We start from the raw sequence: 15,153 nt of genomic DNA, 5'->3' as shown, positions 1-15,153 counted from the left end.
TATTAAAAATACTTACTTAAAAGTATCAGTCAGTTTTAAGTTGGCAGTATAAAATGAAATTCAGCCCCTATATTCTCTTGAGCTTTTACAAAAATAATTCCCTTATGATTTTCGACGATTTTTTTTCCTATCGAAAGTCCAATGCCTGTCCCTTTATACACTTCATTGTTATGCAGCCTTTGAAAAACAGTGAAAATCTTATTATCATATTCCTGATTAAAACCTATACCATTATCTTTAACTATAATCTCAAAATATTCCAAGTCTGAATCTAAATCCGGATGACTTTTAATTTGTTTTAAAGTAAGTTTTTTGGAACTTATTTCTATTTTAGAAACTGATCTGTCATTTTTATAAAATTTAATAGCATTGCTGATTAAATTATAAAAAAGCTGATTCATCTGCAGAGGAATTGCATTGATCACCGGTAAGTTGCCCACTTTAATTTTAATGTTTCGCTCATGTATCAGCAGTTCAAAATCAATTAGAATATTTGCCATTATTGCATTTAAGTCAGTAGAAATAAATTGCCTGTCAGGATTACCAAGATAAGAATAGGCCAGTAAATCTTTAATAAGCGTATTCATTCTGATAGCTGATTGGCTGATTTTTTCAAGCAATAAAAGCGCTGAACCGGAAATATTTTCCTCCATGCCTAAAAGTCTGCTGATAAACATCAATATTTTGCGAAGCGGTTCCTGCAGGTCATGACTGGCAACGTATGCATATTCCTGTAATTGATCATTCGCGGTGTGCAAATTTTTGACCGAGTGTTCCAATTCTTTATTGGCTGTGACCAGGTCGGTGGTACGCTCCTGAACTTTATGCTCTAAAACGTCCGATAATATCTGTAATCTCTTTTCAATGTTCCTGCGCTCGGTAATATCTTCAATCGCCAGCAAAATTAATTGTTTTTCACTAGTTTCATAAGTGACTTGTCTGGCATTTAGCAGCATGATACTTTCCCCATAAGGCAGAAGATTTACCGACATCTCATAATCATCAAGCTGTGTTTTTTCCTGAAGTACCTTTTCAAGCATATCCCGCATCTTAATATTATCGAAAAGATGATTCTGGATTTCATATATCGGCCTGCCTGCCGCTTCCTCTTTGGTTATGTTATATTTTTTAGAAAAAGCCCTGTTAATGTTTTTTATAATAAGCTTGTTATCCAAAACTACAATAGGTTCACGAAGGGTTGCAACGATAGCTTCCGTATAGTTTTTAGAAGTATTAATTTCCTGTTGCTTATTTAATAGTTCCTGATTAATCTGCACCAATTCTTCATTGCTGGACTGGAGTTCTTCCTTAGAACTTTCAAGTTCTTCATTAAGACTTTGTAATTCCTCACTTCCACTTAATAATTCCTCATTGGCGTTCTGCAGTTCTTCATTGGAAGCCTCCTGTTCTTCACTGATCGCATTCACATCATCGTGTATTTTTTCCAATTCCTTTTCAAGCTGTGCAATCCTTTTTAAATTTACATCGTCACGCATTTCTTCAGCCGTAAATTCATTTGAAGATACCGCTGGCTTGATAATGCCAGACTTATAAAATAATATTAAGAAGTACGACTCTAAAGGATCGTGGACCGGCTGTATTTCAATTGTAATTTCGCTTACCACTTCTTTCTTTTTGATCTGAATTTCTTCTTTTTTAATTGGCAGACCTGTTTCTTTTGCTTTGTAAAGGGCATTTCGAAGCTCAAAAGCCAATCCTTGGCGAACAACTTTGAGAATATTAAATGTGGGTTTTCCCTGCGAAAATTTAATAAATTCTGCAATATCTCCATTGATATGTACAATATCCATGTGTTCATTTACAATGACACTTGCTGGTGTATAACCGGAAAGCAGTATTGATTCTGCCCTTTTTATAAAACCCTCTTTTTCAATTTCCTTCTTTGGAACATCCGATTTAAAACTTTTCAATTTTTCATTGCTTATCCAGCGTGAATTAGATAATCTTCCCGAAACCTCTTTTCGGGTATATATTTTTCCTGCTTTATCAAATGGCTGAAAAAGTTCCAGAGCAGGAACGGCAGTCTCTGATTTTCCTAAAAGTAAAAAACCGTTTTCTTTTAAGGCATAATGGAATGTAGTTAATGATTTTTTTTGCAAATATGTATCCATATATATAAATACATTACGGCAGGTAATCAAATCCATTCTGGCAAATGGAGGATCTGTAAGAAAATTATGAACAGCAAAAACGCATATATCCCTTATTTGCCTTTTAATGGTATAACCGGCGTTATTGGATGTAAAATATTTGGAAAGGATAGCTTCAGATACATTTCTCATTTGAGATTTTCTATAAAAGCCTATTCTCGCTTTAGTAATGGCTACTTCTGAAATATCCGAAGCGAAAATCTGAATTTCCTTTCCCTGGAGGTTATCCCCTAAAAATTCATGAAGAGCAATGGCTATAGTATAAGCCTCCTCACCAGTAGAGCATCCAGCAATCCATATTCTGATTGCATTTCCTTCAGTAACCCTTCCAGCCAATAAAGGAAAAACCTTATTGTTCATTATCTGGAAAATTTTAATATCCCTGAAAAATTCGGTAACCGGTATGAGCAAGTCGTTAAACAAATCTTCAACAGCCAATTTATCACCGCGTAAAACTTTAAGATAATCCCTAAGGTTAACGGTTTTGTTTACTATCATCCTTTTGGCAATACGTCTTCGTATAGTAGTTTGTTTGTAAAATCCAAAATCTACTCCGCTTTGATGGTGCAGAATTTTATTAATTTCCTGAAATACAGCCTCATCGTTAAGCTCGTTAAGGTTTACCTCAATAAATTTTTTGTTTGAAATTTCAATTAATTTAAGCACTATATCAGCGGGTGATAAAATGTAATCAGCAACTCCCGCATTTATTGCATTTTGTGGCATTTCATTATATGCAGCACTGCTATTCTGGGCAAAGGTAATACCTCCATGTTTTTTAATAGCTTCAAGTCCAATTGTTCCATCTGATCCATTTCCTGAAAGCAATACACCTCGGGCCAAGTTAAGATGAACTTCCGCCAGTGAAGTAAAAAAAATATCTATTGTATTATTTTTTGTGTCCTTAACGCGAGGGCTCAGCTTCAGCACTCCATCAAAGGAGGTCAGAATTTTGTTCTCAGGAATAACATATATAGTATTAGGAGCCAGGTGAATATCATCGGTAATTTCATTAATAGGTATTTTAGCCACACGGGAAAGCAATTCTGTCAGTATACTGTCATGCAATGGATGTAAATGCTGCACAATTACATAGGCCATTTGTGAATCACCAGGGATAGCATCAATAAATTCTGTAAAAACTTCAAGCCCCCCTGCCGAAGCTCCAATACCGACAATAGGAAAGTCTTGGCGTGTAGCCTTGGGCAGGATGTTTTTTTTATGCATGACTTTAAATTTTAATTTTGTTGTAAGGAGTTTTTATAAAGACTTAGGAATATAATTAAGAATACTTTTAACCTAAACCGTAATGATAAAAGAATCCAATTTAAAATGATTGAACTCCTCTTTCCAATTCATTTCAATAACTTTTTTAAGTAATTTCTTCAAATCATTAAAATCAGTTGGTTTCACGATATAGGCATTGGCTCCTAATCCAAAAGTGCTTCTTATACCTTCTTCAGCAGCCGAAGTAGAATAAATAGCTATTACAGGAATATCTTTAAATAATACATGTTCCCTAATTTGCTGAAGAGTTTCAAAACCAGACATTATGGGCATATTGAGATCTAAAAATATAATATCCGGGATAATAAGGTTCTTATCAAAAAGTCGATTTAAGAGTTCCAATCCATTTTTACAAAATTCAACGGGAAATTTAAGATGGAGATCCGCTGCTGCATCAGCAAAAAAATCCCTGTCATCCTGATCGTCATCAGCGAGTATAATCCTTATATTCTCTTTATTTTTCATTATTTATCTCTCATTTACTTCAAATGTACACTTTAATAAACCTGAAGTAATTTATTATTTTTAAACAGTTACTTAACTCCAATAGTTATATGCATTGGGCAACAAAAAAATTAGGGATTGTGTATCAATCCTTAAAAATCTAATTAAATTTAATATCAATCAAATTCGACTATAAGTTCGTTGTCGACGTACCACACTCCCGTGGTATCCCAAGCAATTCTTTCTGCCTCTTCCTTCTGAAAAAGAGAACTGACAAAACCGCTGAGAAATATAGTTTTGCCATCTACCCTGACTTTAATATTATTAATATCCAAAATCCAGCTGCGCGTAAGAGCTTTTTCTACAATCTCTTTCTCAATTTCATTTCTTATTTCAGCTTGTATCTTTATCTCGTCGATAACTCCCCTTACACCATCCAGATATCGTATAGCATTATCAGCCGCCTTCCTTTGGAAATTCCAATGAAGTATTCCTCCTAAAGTTACCCATCCATCCTTCACTGTAACTGTTACTCTGTGATTAGGAATAGCCCATTTTTCCTTCAATGCCTTAATAACAGAAGAGGTAATATCTGTATCATTTCTAATTGATGAAGCAGAAAGTTTAACTTCTACATTATCTATTACAGACTTTACCCCTGAAATGTGCTTAACGGTCTGCTCAGCCTGCTTTTTATTATTATAATTATCAACAGCTCCTGAAAGAGTGACTGTACCATCGTGGACACTAACTTCTATGTTATTAGAATTTAGAAGAGGTTCCCATTTAAGGCCTTCGATAACTTCTTTACTTAAAACATCATTACTTTTTTTCATTTTATTTTTTTTTTTTTTGAGGTATTAGTTTTTGAAATGAACTTTCGAATCTTTAGAAGTTTCTTAATCAATAGGCAAAATTGTAACAAGCAGAGATAAAAAAAAATGACTATAGTCAATCTGATAAGTGATAAGAAACATTTTAATTTGGAAAGAGAGAAATGACGCTATATCCAAACTCTAACCCTTGTTGGACTTTCTGCGTTTGTCTTAAGTATCAATAGAGTCACTTTCTCTGTTCTGGATAAGGTTTTGTTAATATAAATAGATTTAAGAGACCATGTTTAAAGGATTTTATATTATCTTAAATGTTTTAATGCATCATCCATCTTAAATTTCTCCTTAACATAGTCTTCTTTTAATGAGTCAATTGTATGCTGTAAAGCCGGATCATATTTTTCAATATGAGTGGCAAACTCTCTAATATATTTTACTTTTTTCTTCAATTGATCAAGATGCTGCTGAGCCTCACTAATACATGTATTTATGTACTCGCGCTCATCTGGCGGATGAGATTCCACTTCCCCTCTCTGTTGTTGAATAGTCTGTTGTGCCGAAGCCATTATACTGTCTGATTCCCTGTTCATTAAAAACCACTTTCTAACCATCCTGTCACTGATACCGGAGATTTCAGATGAATCTGTCTCGATACCATTTTCATTTGAACCTGTCCAATCCTTTTGTTGGCAGGAATATAAAACTATCGCCGTAACAACCAGTATACTTAACTTTGTTTTCATCTTTTTATTTGTTTAATTTTCCCTGTGATTAAATTTTTCAAAAATGCTACAGCTGAAAAATTTCTATTACAGCTAAAATTAATTAGAGCTCCGAAACGCTGGAATTATGATCGCAAAAAAGGCTTTTGAAAATGGTGTATAGGGAATTATTTCAGGAATAAAAGTAGAATAAAAAGAAACTCAAGAAAATGATTCTTATCCATTTAATATGTGACATAAAACATATTTATGATTAAGAGGTAGTCTTATAAATGATTTAAATTCAATGTTTTTTGCAGCTTATTTGTACCTCTAAAACTGGAAAACTAATCAATAATTGAGCTATAAATTTATACGTACGACGTTAAATAATAATAAAGCGCTTCCATGTGAGAAACCTCAAAAATTTCGTGATGAGCAATCGCTAGTACCATCATCATTAAAATTCCCAAAACTACCATTAGCAACAGCTTTGCATTTAAAATTCCATTGTTCTCGCTATTTAAAAGTTTTAATGCCTGAAAATTATAATTTTTTTTAACAAAACGTAGAGCTGTTTTACCATCTATCATCGATAAATTTTGATGCGAAGATTTCCAGAATTATAATTTAAATTTATTGGAGTAGAATAATTCTCTAGTTTTATCCTATACTGATTATTTTGTTCTAAGTAGACGTTTAGCCAGTACTAAAAGAGCTGTCTGACAGAAAGCTCTTTTAGTTTTTTAGGCACTTAATTAAATTCTAATGCGGAATCTTTTTAGTGTGTTTTATGATCTAAAGAAAATAATGATTACTAAAAGTTCAAAAAATGGAGATTCTTTTTAATAACATCATTGAAAAAACAAACCCCAAAAAGACTCTTCATCCCATAAAAAAGGGATGACTTTTCAATCATCCCTTCCTGTTGGTGTTAAGGCATCTCAAATTTTCTTTGAATAAAATATACCTCATTAGTTCAATTTTGTACTTATTTTGACTGATACACTTTACTCACTATTTTCCACTGTTCTCCATCTTTTACCAATGTAAACATATCGGCAAACTTGTTCGTACCAAACTGAGATTCAATTCTGGCAATAGCAACATTTTTTTCTACATTTAAATAAGTCAGTTCATAATGGGCTTCCATCGGTTCGCTGCTGTCAAAGCCATCATACAATACCTTTATCGGTACACTTTTCAAAACGCCATTCTCAGTCCATGACATGGTTGCTGTATCAGCAAAAGCTTTTGCTGTAATCTTACCGTCAGCTTTACGGCCTCCTTCTACATAAAAATCTATGGCACGAATAACACCTTCTTTTTCTTCTTTTGTAACTTCCATAACTTGATTGTTTTTAATTGATTTATTTTGATTATTGCATGACAACAATAGACCTGATACTATTCCGAGTACTACTGGAATTTTTCTTTTCATTTTATATCTCTTTATTTTGATTATGAATTAAGCTTCTACCGGTACCCATCCTTCCAGTTTTTCGAATATGGTCATTAATTTTGATGGGATTTTTTTCTCTTGTACTGTTGCCAGTTTAAGAATTGAAGTGATTTTATCTTCTTCTCCATTTTGAGTTAATTCTACCCAATCAGGATTAACAATCAAAGTTCTTCCAATTGCCACCATAGAAACACCATAGTTTACAACTTGATCAGCCATTGCCGGTGTTGTAATACCTCCGGCAACCAGAACGGGAACTCTGCTGTTCACATAATTGTTTAGTACAACCGATATAGGTTCTTTAGAAAATTCTGAATCAACTGGATTTTGATTGACAGCATCCAGCAGAGAGAAATGTAAATAATCAATCTTTTCTTCCATCAGTTTATCCATTAGAATGAATGTATCCGGAAGTCCATAAGTCTGTTGTGGCAATTCCTCCGGAGAGATTCTGTACCCTATCAGAAAAGGACGATCAGCATATTTTGAAACGATATCTTTTACTTCTCTTACAATTTCCAGGCTAAGTCGCAAACGATTTTCCAGAGAACCTCCCCATTGATCATTTCTATTATTGAAAAAAGGCGATATAAAATTTTGAAGCAAAAATCCGTGTGCCCCATGAATTTCTACACCGTCAAAACCTGCTTCAATTGCTCTTCTGGTAGTGTCTCCAAATGCCTTGATAATTTCTAAAATTTCATTTTCACTCAATTCTTTTGGGAAATTTTGATTTTCAAAAAGCACTATAGGTCCACTTGCAACAGCGCTTGCACTTACCACTTTACCATCTGGAATAAGTCCGGGAATTGCTTTATTACCTGCGTGAAACAGCTGCAAAATTGCCGGTGCTCCACCACTTTTTGCAGCATTGGCCAACTTCTTCAGACTTGGAAGGAAAGTATCGTTATATCCTGCAAATTCGTGGGTGAAACCAATACCATTTGCCGTAACATGCGTACATCCTGTGATGACTAAACCAACCCCATTTACTCGTTTCTTGTAATATTCAACTTCTTCATCAGATATGGTGAAGTCTTCATTAGATGCCCAGGTAGTCATGGGCGACATCACAATTCTATTTTTCAAACTAATTCCGTTCCCAAATAACATGGGAGCAAACAACTTATTATATTTATTCATTACTTAAATTTTTGAGCATAATTTACTGTGCTGCCTGACAGAATTGTTAAGCTCTATTTCTAAAACAAAGGTACATTGGCCAAAGCGCGAAGCTTTTTCTAATTAGCTCAAAGAATTTTACTAATTAGTCCTTTTTAGAATTGTAAATATTAAATGCGGGAGTTTTTCCATTAATAAGATTTGATATCAAAACTTTTAAGGAGAAATTGAGAATAAGTTGGAAGACTGTAATTCAAATAGTTGAATACGGAAATTTTATCGAAGTTGAATTATTTTCTACTATTGCGAAAAGAGTTTAATTTTAAAATTCTCTGCTAACGAGAGATGCTTGGCGGCTGGCCGTGAAATTCTTTGTATATTCTCGAAAAGTGAGAGACATTTTCAAACCCTAAGGAATAACAGATATCTGAAACCGACAAAGCTGTAGTTTCCAGCATATCTTTTGCCTTTTCCAATCTCTTTTCTCTAATCCAGGTTGCCGGTGCAACATTGTATATATTTTGAAAATCTCTTTTAAAACTGGACAAACTTCTTCCCGAAAGATAAGCCAGCTCGGAAACAGAGACTGGTGAGGCATAATGCTGTTCTACCACATTACGGATATCAGTTCTTACAGGCTCGTGCAGCTGGAGAATTTGTAGAAACATATTTCGGTTACATTCTGCAACATCATAAAGTAATTCCATAATTTTCAGGCGAAGCTGACCGGGATGAACTACAGAGTGATCAAAAAAGTAAGGCTTTAGAGAATGGGCAAACGCAACCAAACATTCATTCATTGGATAAACTCCTGTCTTAATTTCTCCCTCAGGTTTTGACACCTTAATTTCTGAGGTTGATAAAAATGACTTTAGAACATCATCTTTGATACTAAACATAAAACTATCGTAAATATTATCATTTTCAGCATTTCCGAATTTATGATACTTTACGGCAGTTGCTTTTTTCAGCAAAATCATATCATTCTTGCCAAGCTTATATTCCTGTTTTCCATAAGTCAGATCAACGGACCCTTCCAATACAATTAAAAGTAAATGCTGTTCTAAATACATGATTCCTTTAACTTCAGTACTGTGTATGCACTGCTCAATTACAGAACAGCCATCTAACATCAGGAAGTTTTGTGGCGCATCGCAGCCAATTAAAGAAGTTGGAACTTTAATCATTTTTTTCATACTACAACTATTAAAGTTATAAAGCAGTTTTGATTTTGTTTTGGAAATTCTTTCGGAATTAATCCTCAATATCGTAAACTTCAGTTACAAAGATACAAGCTCTAAGAAAAAAGTACTTTTCTTTTTAGTCCAAATATTTTGCTCTTTTAGTCCTTAAACAATTCATCCATTTATAAGCAGAAAATATTCTATTTATAGTAATTTAGAAAAACCGGTCCTTCTACATCATATTTGTATACATATATTCGCAAATCGATAATTAATTTTTAGTTTCTGATAAAATAAACGCGCAAAAGGCAGTAAATACAAAGGTGTGGCGATTTGTACTAAATAAAGAAGATCACTTGAGTTTATGTAGACTAAAAATATCAAAAAACAACACATAGTTGACAATAGATACTAATTTATTTATAATCAATTGATTAAAAATAAAAAAACCTCCAAAAATATAAAATATCTTTTGGAGGTCTGGTGAACGCAGAAGGATTCGAACCTTCGACCGTCCCGATTTAGAAATCGGGATGCTATATCTAGCTAAGCTACGCTACTAAAAACCAATCTTGTTTAAAACAAAAAAGCCACTCGATTTGAGTGGCTTTTTGTGAACGCAGAAGGATTCGAACCTTCGACCGCCTGCTTAGAAGGCAGGTGCTCTATCCAGCTGAGCTATGCGTCCATTTGTTTTAAAACTTATGGAAAAGTTTTGTCGGGGTGGCAGGATTCGAACCTGCGGCCTCCTGCTCCCAAAGCAGGCGCGATAACCGGGCTACGCTACACCCCGAAGGCAATTATTATGCGGAGAGACAGGGACTCGAACCCTGGCGACGATTGCTCGTCGACAGATTAGCAATCTGCTCCATTACCGCTCTGGCACCTCTCCAAGCTCAAGGAACGTGTCCTGTTTTGCGGTTGCAAATGTAAGACAACATTCCATATCTCACAACTATTTCTGCGCTTTTTTTAATCTTTTTCCAATCTTTTTTTTAAACCACTTCACAATCAAACGAATAGAATTAACAAAAAATTCATATTAAATTTAAAATCCACCCTATTTGATACAAATTGACTCAAAATTTGAATTTATTCAAATAAACAGTAAATTTGCCTGATTAACTAATATTAACAGAAAATGAACAAAAGAGTTGTTATCGTTTCTGCCGTTAGAACACCTATCGGAAGTTTCATGGGAGGTTTATCTACCGTACCCGCACCAAAATTAGGTGCTGCCGCTATAAAAGGAGCACTTCAAAAAATTAACCTGGACCCGAAATTAGTTGATGAAGTTTTCATGGGCAATGTAGTTCAAGCCGGAGTTGGACAAGCACCAGCACGCCAGGCAGCACTTTTTGCAGGTTTGTCTGAAGAAGTTGCCGCTACTACCGTAAACAAAGTTTGTGCTTCAGGAATGAAAGCTGTAATGTTCGCCGCTCAGGCAATTGCCTGTGGAGATGCTGAAATTGTAGTGGCCGGAGGAATGGAAAACATGAGCCTGATTCCGCATTACGTACAAATGCGTAACGGAAACAAATTTGGTCCTGCAACAATGCTTGACGGAATGCAAAAAGATGGTTTGACAGATGCTTACGATAACAACGCAATGGGAGTTTGCGCTGATTTATGTGCATCAGAGTATAAAATTACTCGTGAAGAACAGGATAATTTTGCCATTCAGTCTTACGAAAGAAGCGCCAATGCATGGGATGCCGGAAAATTTGACAGTGAAATTGTACCTGTTGAAGTTCCGCAAAGACGCGGAGAACCAATCATCGTTTCTAAAGATGAAGAATACACCAATGTAAAATTAGATAAAATACCTTCTTTAAGTGCCGTTTTTACAAAAGACGGAACTGTTACTTCTGCCAATGCCTCAACAATCAATGATGGAGCTGCTGCCTTAGTTTTAATGTCTGAAGAAAAAGCAATTGCACTTGGATTAAAACCTCTGGCTTTTATCAAAGGATATGCTGATGCTGCCCAGGAACCAAAATGGTTTACTACAAGCCCGGCAAAAGCTTTACCAAAAGCTTTAGACAAAGCAGGAATTGCCATTGGAGATGTTGATTATTTTGAATTCAACGAAGCTTTTGCAGTTGTTGGTTTGGCCAATTCAAAAATCCTTGGCCTTGATAACGATAAAGTAAACGTAAATGGTGGTGCCGTTTCTTTAGGCCATCCGCTGGGATGTTCAGGAGCGAGAATTATCGTAACTTTATTAAATGTCTTAGAACAAAACAATGCTAAAACCGGTGCTGCAGCAATTTGCAACGGTGGTGGCGGTGCTTCGGCAATTGTTATCGAAAGAGCTTAAAAATATAGTATCTTAGGAGTTATTTTTTGAAATAACTCCTAATTTTAAACTTATAAATTACCCTAAATGTTCGGAATTTGCAACCTTGCCATAGTACCCGTTCGATCTGAACCAAGTGACAGAAGTGAAATCGTTACACAACTTTTGTTTGGAGAGCACATCGAAATAGTAGAACGTCAAAATCAATGGGCCCGAATAAAAATTCAGTTCGATGATTATGAAGGCTGGGTAGATTCCAAACAATATCAGGTTATTTCAGAAGCCAATTATAAGCAATTGAGCAATGAAGCGATTATCCTGAATGCTGATTTAATTGATTATATCAGTGCGCCCGAAAATTTATTATTGCCCATTCCGCTTGGTGCTTCTTTATCATTTTTGAACAACAGCGAAATCAATACTTCTAATTTTGAATTCGAAGGAACCAAAACCAGCGGTGTAAAACCTAAAAGTGCTTTAATCAATACTGCCTTTATGTATTTGAATGCACCTTACCTTTGGGGCGGAAAAACCCCTTTCGGAATCGATTGTTCCGGTTTTACGCAAATGGTTTACAAATTAAATGGTTACAAAATTCACCGTGATGCCTCACAACAGGCGCTTGATGGAGAATCTTTGAGTTTTATTGAAGAAAGTGAAGCCGGTGATCTGGCCTTTTTCGATAATGACGAAGGAAACATCATCCATGTCGGAATTATTATGGACAACAACTACATCATTCACGCCAGTGGAAAAGTCCGCATTGACCGTTTAGACCACTTAGGAATTTACAACCCTGAACTAAACAAACACACACATAAGCTAAGGGTAATTAAGAAAATCATATAATTTTTTCCCGCAGATTTTGCAGATAACGCAGATTTTTTCTTTAAAAGAATCTGCTAAATCTGCGAGAGAATTTTAAATCAGCGTGCCAATTTTATGCACTAACGCGAATCGTTTTCCTAAACTCCGAAGGACTATTCCCTCTTTGTTTTTTAAAGAATTTATTGAAATGGCTTTCATCCGTAAAACCAAATTCATGGGCAATTTCGTTGATGCGCTTTTCACTGAATTGTAAACGATGCTCAATCAACTTCGTTTTGTAGTTACTGATATATTGCTGCATCGTTTCATTAGCATGTTTCTTGAAATAACGCCCTAAATACGTATTCGAAATTCCAAAATATTCACTAAGCGATTCCGCTTTTATTCTTTCCGGATAATAAATATTATTCTGAATGTATTGCAGAATATCCATTGCTTTCGCCTCGCAGCCAATGTTTACCTGTTCCGGGAGATATTTCGCAATATTCCTGGCCACAATAATAATCAGCGTATTGACCAATTGCTGAATCAGTTCTTTATTATACACATCTTTATCCTGATGTTCCCGCATAATGGCTTCAATCATCACTTTTACCAGACACTTATCCGAATCAAGCTTTAAGATACAACCCGGCTGATGATTCGCATTTTGAAGAATGTATTCCAGACGCTGAATATTTTCATTTTGCAAACTCGAATTCTTCAGATAAATATCATTGAATCTCAAAAAGAAAAAGGTCGTCTTCGTTTCAATTGTAAAATTATGACAATCTTCAGGTGTCAATAAAAACATATGCCCCGCATCGTAGGTAAAAATATTTTTGTTGATACATTGTGATCCGGTTCCTTCTAAAATATAGACCAGTTCAAAGAAATTATGACGATCTCCAACATCCGGATATTCCTCCAGTGTTTCAAATGAAACCGTAAACGGTTCGTATAAATTTTCTTTCTTCATTTTTACATCAATTGATTGCGGCTGCAAATATACCTAAAAAACACAAATATGTACAAATTAAAGGTTGTAAAAATGGTATAATTTTGCTCCATAATTTTTTAAGCACAAAATACAACAACATGGAATATAGAAAATTAGGGACTACCGAACTGGAATTATCAGCGATTACATACGGCGCATTTGCCATTGGCGGCAATATGTGGGGCGTAAACTAAAAGAAAGATTCAATCGACTCCATTCACGCTTCAATTGACAACGGCGTAACCACTTTAGACACCGCTCCTTTCTATGGATTTGGTTTAAGTGAAGAAATGATTGGGGAAGCTTTAAAAACACAAGACCGCTCAAAAGTGCAGGTACTGACCAAATTTGGTTTAGTATGGGACGGAAGCAATAACGGTAAAGGAGAATTTTTCTTTGATGCCGATGACAACGGAAAAAAAATACCCGTATACAAATTCGCCTCCAAAGAAAATATCATCAAAGAAGTTGAGGAAAGTCTGAGAAGACTTAAAACCGATTATATTGATTTACTGCAAATTCACTGGCCGGACGCCACTACTCCTATTCAGGAAACCATGGAAACTATGGATTTATTGATCGAACAGGGAAAAATCAGAGCTGCGGGAGTCTGTAATTATAGCGTTTCTCAACTCGAAGAAGCACAAAAAACAATTCAGTTAGCGTCCAATCAGGTTCCCTACAGTATGCTGAATCGCAGCATCGAAGCCGATTTGATTCCGCTTACGGTTGCCCAAAACATCAGAATCATTGCGTACAGCCCTATGGAAAGAGGTTTACTGACCGGAAAATATTTCACGGACAGCAAATTAAAAGACAACGATCACAGAAATGGTTATTTTGGTCAGTTCGATCTTCAGAAAGTAAAAACGCTGGTCGAGGAATTAAGTGCATTAGCACATGCCAAAGAAGCCAGTTTAGCGCAATTGGTTTTACGCTGGACCACTTTACAAAAAGGAATTACCATTGTGCTTGCCGGAGCCAGAAATGCAGAACAGGCCATTGCTAATGCAAAAGCAATGAATTTTGATCTTTCGGTTTCAGAATTAGAATTCATCAATCAGGCGATTTCAAAATTAAAATAACACCAATAATTAGGGTGTGACCCCGCAATCCCGAAGCCTCGGGCGCGGGGTCGGGCTATCCGCTAAATCTTTTTGTTTTTAAAGAAAAAACAAAAAGGATATCGCTGCTATCCCTCACACAAACTCACAAATATAGAAGAACATTTACATCATGAAGAAAATATTTATCATCAACGGAGGGCAGAATTTTGCTCATTCAGGCGGAAAATTCAATCAGACCGTTACCGACTGGACAATCGAATACCTGACCAGTACTAAGAAATTCGAAATTAAAACAACCAGTATCAAAGAAGAAATTGTCCTTAATGAAGAAGTTGAAAAATTCGTTTGGGCAGATGTCATCATTTATCACACCCCAATTTGGTGGTTTCAATTACCCAATCTTTTCAAAAAATACATTGACGACGTTTTCACAGCCGGACACAATAAAGGAATTTACAAAAGTGACGGCAGAACCAGAACAAATCCGGACATCAATTACGGAACCGGAGGACTTTTACACGGACGCCAATACATGCTTACCACAAGCTGGAATGCACCTGCAACGGCCTTTACCCTTCCCGGAGAATTCTTTGAAGAAACATCAGTAGACGACGGGGCAATGTTTGGTTTTCATAAAATGAATAAATTTACAGGAATGCAAAAATTGGACGGTTTTCATTTTCACGATGTCGAAAAAGGCGCTACTGCAGCAAACATCGATATCTTTAAGAAAAACTACACCAGTCATTTAGAACAAACCTTTAAAAACCTATAAT

The 15,153-nt window shown here is 35.5% G+C and carries 13 protein-coding genes and 3 tRNA genes; 4 read left to right on the top strand and 12 right to left on the bottom strand.

The genetic code is table 11. The features are described 5' to 3' along the window. Positions 1 to 35 precede the first annotated feature (35 nt). The 11 genes from EV142_RS09825 to EV142_RS09770 form a co-directional block, all read right to left on the bottom strand. Positions 36 to 3,398: a CheR family methyltransferase gene (locus EV142_RS09825; protein ID WP_132034969.1), complete on the bottom strand. Its 3,363-nt coding sequence runs from the start codon at positions 3,396 to 3,398 to the stop codon at positions 36 to 38. A 72-nt stretch (positions 3,399 to 3,470) separates the two neighbouring features. Continuing rightward, a complete protein-coding gene (locus EV142_RS09820) occupies positions 3,471 to 3,923 on the bottom strand; it encodes a response regulator (protein WP_238698687.1) in 453 nt (150 codons plus the stop codon). 155 nt (positions 3,924 to 4,078) lie between these two features. After that, a complete protein-coding gene (locus tag EV142_RS09815; protein ID WP_132034967.1) occupies positions 4,079 to 4,738 on the bottom strand; it encodes a BON domain-containing protein in 660 nt (219 codons plus the stop codon). A gap of 299 nt (positions 4,739 to 5,037) precedes the next feature. After that, positions 5,038 to 5,478, bottom strand: a complete 441-nt coding sequence (locus EV142_RS09810) for a hypothetical protein (protein WP_132034965.1) — start codon at positions 5,476 to 5,478, stop codon at positions 5,038 to 5,040. A 329-nt stretch (positions 5,479 to 5,807) separates the two neighbouring features. Beyond that, positions 5,808 to 6,029, bottom strand: coding sequence for a hypothetical protein (locus tag EV142_RS09805; RefSeq protein ID WP_132034963.1), 222 nt, complete (start codon positions 6,027 to 6,029; stop codon positions 5,808 to 5,810). A gap of 398 nt (positions 6,030 to 6,427) precedes the next feature. Next, positions 6,428 to 6,784, bottom strand: coding sequence for a nuclear transport factor 2 family protein (locus tag EV142_RS09800; protein ID WP_158286313.1), 357 nt, complete (start codon positions 6,782 to 6,784; stop codon positions 6,428 to 6,430). Between the two features lie 120 nt (positions 6,785 to 6,904). After that, the gene (locus EV142_RS09795; protein WP_132034959.1) at positions 6,905 to 8,041 is read right to left on the bottom strand and encodes an NADH-dependent flavin oxidoreductase; all 1,137 of its coding nucleotides are present in this window, start codon (positions 8,039 to 8,041) and stop codon (positions 6,905 to 6,907) included. 314 nt (positions 8,042 to 8,355) lie between these two features. Next, a complete protein-coding gene (locus EV142_RS09790) occupies positions 8,356 to 9,216 on the bottom strand; it encodes an AraC family transcriptional regulator (RefSeq protein WP_132034957.1) in 861 nt (286 codons plus the stop codon). A 602-nt stretch (positions 9,217 to 9,818) separates the two neighbouring features. Beyond that, positions 9,819 to 9,892, bottom strand: a tRNA-Arg gene (locus tag EV142_RS09780). A 30-nt stretch (positions 9,893 to 9,922) separates the two neighbouring features. Next, positions 9,923 to 9,997: transfer RNA gene (locus tag EV142_RS09775), tRNA-Pro, on the bottom strand. A gap of 15 nt (positions 9,998 to 10,012) precedes the next feature. Next, a tRNA-Ser gene (locus EV142_RS09770) sits at positions 10,013 to 10,096 on the bottom strand. A gap of 249 nt (positions 10,097 to 10,345) precedes the next feature. Between EV142_RS09770 and EV142_RS09765 the strand changes: the two genes are divergently transcribed. Continuing rightward, on the top strand, positions 10,346 to 11,524 hold the full coding sequence (locus EV142_RS09765; RefSeq protein ID WP_132034955.1) for an acetyl-CoA C-acyltransferase: 1,179 nt from the start codon (positions 10,346 to 10,348) through the stop codon (positions 11,522 to 11,524). Positions 11,525 to 11,590: 66 nt separating this feature from the next. Then, complete coding sequence (locus EV142_RS09760) at positions 11,591 to 12,352, top strand: NlpC/P60 family protein (RefSeq protein WP_132034953.1); 762 nt, start codon at positions 11,591 to 11,593, stop codon at positions 12,350 to 12,352. Between the two features lie 91 nt (positions 12,353 to 12,443). Here EV142_RS09760 and EV142_RS09755 read toward each other — a convergent pair whose 3' ends face one another. Next, positions 12,444 to 13,289: an AraC family transcriptional regulator gene (locus EV142_RS09755; RefSeq protein ID WP_132034951.1), complete on the bottom strand. Its 846-nt coding sequence runs from the start codon at positions 13,287 to 13,289 to the stop codon at positions 12,444 to 12,446. 227 nt (positions 13,290 to 13,516) lie between these two features. Between EV142_RS09755 and EV142_RS09750 the strand changes: the two genes are divergently transcribed. Both EV142_RS09750 and EV142_RS09745 read left to right on the top strand, forming a co-directional pair. Then, a complete protein-coding gene (locus EV142_RS09750; protein WP_238698699.1) occupies positions 13,517 to 14,395 on the top strand; it encodes an aldo/keto reductase in 879 nt (292 codons plus the stop codon). Between the two features lie 151 nt (positions 14,396 to 14,546). Beyond that, the gene (locus EV142_RS09745) at positions 14,547 to 15,152 is read left to right on the top strand and encodes an NAD(P)H-dependent oxidoreductase (RefSeq protein WP_132034949.1); all 606 of its coding nucleotides are present in this window, start codon (positions 14,547 to 14,549) and stop codon (positions 15,150 to 15,152) included. The last annotated feature ends 1 nt before the right edge of the window (position 15,153 follow it).

It is taken from the genome of Flavobacterium circumlabens, from assembly GCF_004345565.1.
GTDB classification, from domain to species: Bacteria; Bacteroidota; Bacteroidia; order Flavobacteriales; family Flavobacteriaceae; genus Flavobacterium; species Flavobacterium circumlabens.
Note: the sequence above shows the minus strand (reverse complement) of the source record. Positions and strands in the feature narration are given on the sequence as shown.

Excerpts from the sequence above, each read along its gene's own strand:
- EV142_RS09825 (WP_132034969.1), bottom strand. The coding sequence starts at position 3,398 with ATGCATAAAAAAAACATCCTGCCCAAGGCTACACGCCAAGACTTTCCT.
- EV142_RS09820 (WP_238698687.1), bottom strand. The coding sequence starts at position 3,923 with ATGAAAAATAAAGAGAATATAAGGATTATACTCGCTGATGACGATCAG.
- EV142_RS09815 (WP_132034967.1), bottom strand. The coding sequence starts at position 4,738 with ATGAAAAAAAGTAATGATGTTTTAAGTAAAGAAGTTATCGAAGGCCTT.
- EV142_RS09810 (WP_132034965.1), bottom strand. The coding sequence starts at position 5,478 with ATGAAAACAAAGTTAAGTATACTGGTTGTTACGGCGATAGTTTTATAT.
- EV142_RS09805 (WP_132034963.1), bottom strand. The coding sequence starts at position 6,029 with ATGATAGATGGTAAAACAGCTCTACGTTTTGTTAAAAAAAATTATAAT.
- EV142_RS09800 (WP_158286313.1), bottom strand. The coding sequence starts at position 6,784 with ATGGAAGTTACAAAAGAAGAAAAAGAAGGTGTTATTCGTGCCATAGAT.
- EV142_RS09795 (WP_132034959.1), bottom strand. The coding sequence starts at position 8,041 with ATGAATAAATATAATAAGTTGTTTGCTCCCATGTTATTTGGGAACGGA.
- EV142_RS09790 (WP_132034957.1), bottom strand. The coding sequence starts at position 9,216 with ATGAAAAAAATGATTAAAGTTCCAACTTCTTTAATTGGCTGCGATGCG.
- EV142_RS09765 (WP_132034955.1), top strand. The coding sequence starts at position 10,346 with ATGAACAAAAGAGTTGTTATCGTTTCTGCCGTTAGAACACCTATCGGA.
- EV142_RS09760 (WP_132034953.1), top strand. The coding sequence starts at position 11,591 with ATGTTCGGAATTTGCAACCTTGCCATAGTACCCGTTCGATCTGAACCA.
- EV142_RS09755 (WP_132034951.1), bottom strand. The coding sequence starts at position 13,289 with ATGAAGAAAGAAAATTTATACGAACCGTTTACGGTTTCATTTGAAACA.
- EV142_RS09745 (WP_132034949.1), top strand. The coding sequence starts at position 14,547 with ATGAAGAAAATATTTATCATCAACGGAGGGCAGAATTTTGCTCATTCA.